This window comes from Desulfoplanes sp. (assembly GCF_054921335.1).
On record NZ_JBUDSQ010000144.1, the window covers coordinates 1 to 3683 of the forward strand.

The 3683-nt window shown below is 56.2% G+C and carries 1 protein-coding gene; it reads left to right on the forward strand.

Annotated features, from left to right (window positions below; all coding sequences use genetic code 11):
• Positions 1-3683, forward strand: a 3683-nt coding sequence (locus ACY692_RS14505) for an amino acid adenylation domain-containing protein (protein WP_462326092.1), incomplete at both ends; no start/stop codon positions are given.

The window sequence follows — 3683 nt, forward strand, 5'->3', positions numbered from 1 at the left end:
CTCGGCATACTCAAATCCGGGGCAGCCTATGTGCCCTTTGATCTGGCCGATCCCGAGGAACGGTTGCGGTTCAAGATCAACGACTGCGCCTGCAGGATGATCGTGACCTTGTCGAGCGCCCTGGAAAGCCTGGTCTTTCTTACCGGGAGCGATACCCTTCCCGTCAGTCTTGATTCCTACGCTGGTGAACTGGATCAGGCCCCGACATCCAATCCCGCCCCCATCAATACGCCGGATGATCTGGCCTATATCATCTATACCTCCGGGTCCACGGGAAGACCCAAGGGCGTCATGACCCGGCACGCCGGGGTGGTGGACTTCATCGCCTACCACCTGAACCATTTTCCCCTGTCGCGGACCTATTACAATGTCATCCAGAGCATTTCCATCAACTTCGATGCCTCGTGGACGGAGCTGGCCCTGGCCCTGTTCAACGGGTCTACCCTGCATATCATAGGCTCCATCGGCCGGTTCTCCGGCGAGGATCTGGCCGCATTCATCACGGAAAACGAGATCGGCATCTTCATCTCCACGCCCTCCATGATCGGCAACCTGCCCAGAAGAAAAATCCCGTGCCTCGAGTATCTGATATCCGGGGGCGATGTGGGCGACAAATCCATGATGGACTACTGGAGCGGTCAGGTACACCTGTACAACGCCTACGGCCCGACCGAGGCCACCATCTGCACCACCTATGGTCTGCATGACACCACGAGATCCAACCGGAATATCGGCCGACCCCTTCAGAACAAAACCGCATATATCCTTGATGACACCCTGCAGCCCGTGCCGGTGGGGGTGCCGGGCGAGTTGTATATCGGCGGCAACAGTCTGGCGCGCGGCTATTTCAACCGTCCTGAGCTGACCGGTGAGCGATTCATCCCCGATCCCTTTGCCCGGGAAGAGGACAAGCAAGCAGGGGGCAGTCCCAAAATATACAGGACCGGGGACATTGCCCGCCGACTGCCCGACGGAACCATCGAATATATCGGACGCAATGACGATCAGGTGAAGATCAGCGGTTTCCGGGTGGAGCTTGGGGAAATCGAGAACAAGCTGGCTGCCTGTCCTGGTGTTTCCCAGTGCGTGGTCATCTGCCGTGAGCATAACGGGAGCAAATACCTGTGCGCGTATTTCACGGCAAAGCAGCGTATGGAGGCCGATACCCTCAGCGATCATCTTGCCGGACTGCTTCCCTATTACATGGTGCCCCAGTACTTCATCCACCTCGAGGCCATGCCCCTTACGGTCAATGACAAGATCGACCGCAGGGGTCTGCCCGAGCCCGTTTTTGCCGGGGACGCGGCCAACTATGTGCCTCCCCGAAACCATATGGAAGAAACCCTGTGCGGATTATGGCAGGACGTGCTGGGTATGGAAAAGGTCGGCATCGGCGATGATTTTTTCAGGCTGGGGGGCAGCTCCATTGTGGCCATCAGGCTCTGCCATGCCATGACCCGGCTGCTGGAACGAGAGATCCCGGTGGCTGCGCTCTTTGACCTGAAAACCATCAGGGGACTGTGCGGGGAGCTGGGCCGGTTCAAGCGGGTGGTGAAGATCGAACCCTGCCCGGGTGACACGGCTGTTCTGTCTTTTGCTCAGGAGCGCCTCTATTTTATCGAGGAATATGAAGGCGGCAGCACGGCCTACAATATCCCCATGCTCTATGAACTTGCAAAAGATACCGATATCCCGGCCCTGAAAAAGAGTATCGCAGATCTGGTTCACAGGCAGGATGTTCTGCGTACTGTTTTTGTCAAAAGCGAAAGCGGGGAGGTGTATCAGCAGGTGGGGACAAAGCCTCCCGAGATTCTCGAGGTGGAACTGGCTGACAGGAATTTTCAGGCCAGGGTACAAAGGGACATCAACACGGTTTTTGATCTGCACGAGGGGTATCCCATCAAGGTTGTCGTGTACCATGCCGAGACCACGACGTACCTGCTGATCACTATCCATCATATCGCCTTTGACGGCTGGTCGGCGGATGTTTTTCTGCGTGAGCTCGGTGCCTTGTACCGCTTTCATAAGGATGGCGAAAAACTCTCCCTGCCCGAACTGGATATCCGGTATCGTGATTTTGCCGCGTGGCAGCGGGAGTATCTTTCCGGAGAGGTGCTGCAGGCCGAACTCGATTACTGGAAAGCAACGCTTCATGATTATGAAACATTTGATTTTCCCCTGGATAAGCCCCGGCCCGCCAGGGTGTTGTACGACGGGGACGAGTATGTGATCCGGCTGGACCGCGAACTCTCGGATAAGGTGAGAGACATGGTCCAACATCACGGCACCACGGCGTACAGTGTTTTTCTCAGCGCTTTTTGTATCCTGCTGCACAAGTACAGTGGCCAGGATGACGTGCTCATCGGCACGCCCACGGCCAACCGGCAGTATGCCCAGCTGGATGATCTGATCGGGTTTTTCGTGAATTCCACGCCTCTTCGGTGCCGGTTCGCGCCGGATCTGGATATTGAGGGTTTGATGAAAAACACGGCCTCGTCCCTGTCCGAACTGCAGCTGCATCAGGATCTTCCTTTTGAAAAACTGATCGATCTGCTGCAGGTGAAGAAAGACCCTTCCCGCCACCCCCTGTTTCAGATCATGTTCACCCTGCAGAGTTTCGGCGAGGATGAAACATCCGGAATCCTGGATTTTCTCAAACCCGTCACCAGTTCGGAGCTCTACAAGACCGCCAAATTCGACCTGACCCTGCTGGTCGATGATGCGGAGGATGTAATCTCCTGCACGTTCAACTACGCCACCAGCCTGTTTGAACGGACGACCATGGAACGTCTGGCCGGGCATTACCTGGAAATTCTCTCCATCATGGTCCGCGATGCCACGACACCCATCAAAGACATTCCCCTTCTTTCCCCCGCAGAGCGTGACAGGATACTGTATGCCTGGAATGGTACCACATCCGCCTATCCCTGCGAAAAAACCATCGTCCGGGTTTTCGAAGAACAGGTTGCAAAAACGCCTGAGCACACTGCCCTGGTTTTTGAAGGGGAAGCATGGTCATACCGGGAGATCAACCGCCGGGCCAATCAGCTGGCCCATACCCTCCGGCGCGATTATGCCGAGTTTACGGGACAGGAAATAGCGGGCGATACCCTGATGGGCATCTATATCGAACGCGGCGTGCACATGGTCGTGTCCATCCTGGGAATTTTGAAGGCGGGAGCTGCCTATGTTCCCTTTGATCTGGGCGATCCAGAGGAACGACTGCGATTCAAGATAAACGACTGCGCCTGCCGGATGATTCTCACCTCTTCAAACTGCATGGGGGATCTGGTTGCATTGACCGAGCAGGAAACCCAGCCTGTGGCCATCGATGCCTATCTCGATGAGATAGCAAAGAGCCCGGATACCGGCCCGGTTCCCGTGAACACCTCCAGGGACCTGGCCTATGTGATCTACACATCCGGTTCCACCGGAACTCCCAAGGGGGTCATGCTGGAACATTACGGGGTGGTGAACCTCGCCTTTTCCCACCGTACAAGCTTTGGACTGGATGCGGGCTGCCGCATCCTGCAGTTCGCAGCAACAAGTTTTGACGCCTCGGTTTCAACGCTGTTCTGCGGACTGCTCACCGGCGGGTGTCTGTGTCTGTGCAGCGAGGAGGCACGAAAAGACGTCAACAAACTGGCCGCATTCATTGCCGACCAGAAAATCGACCTCATCGA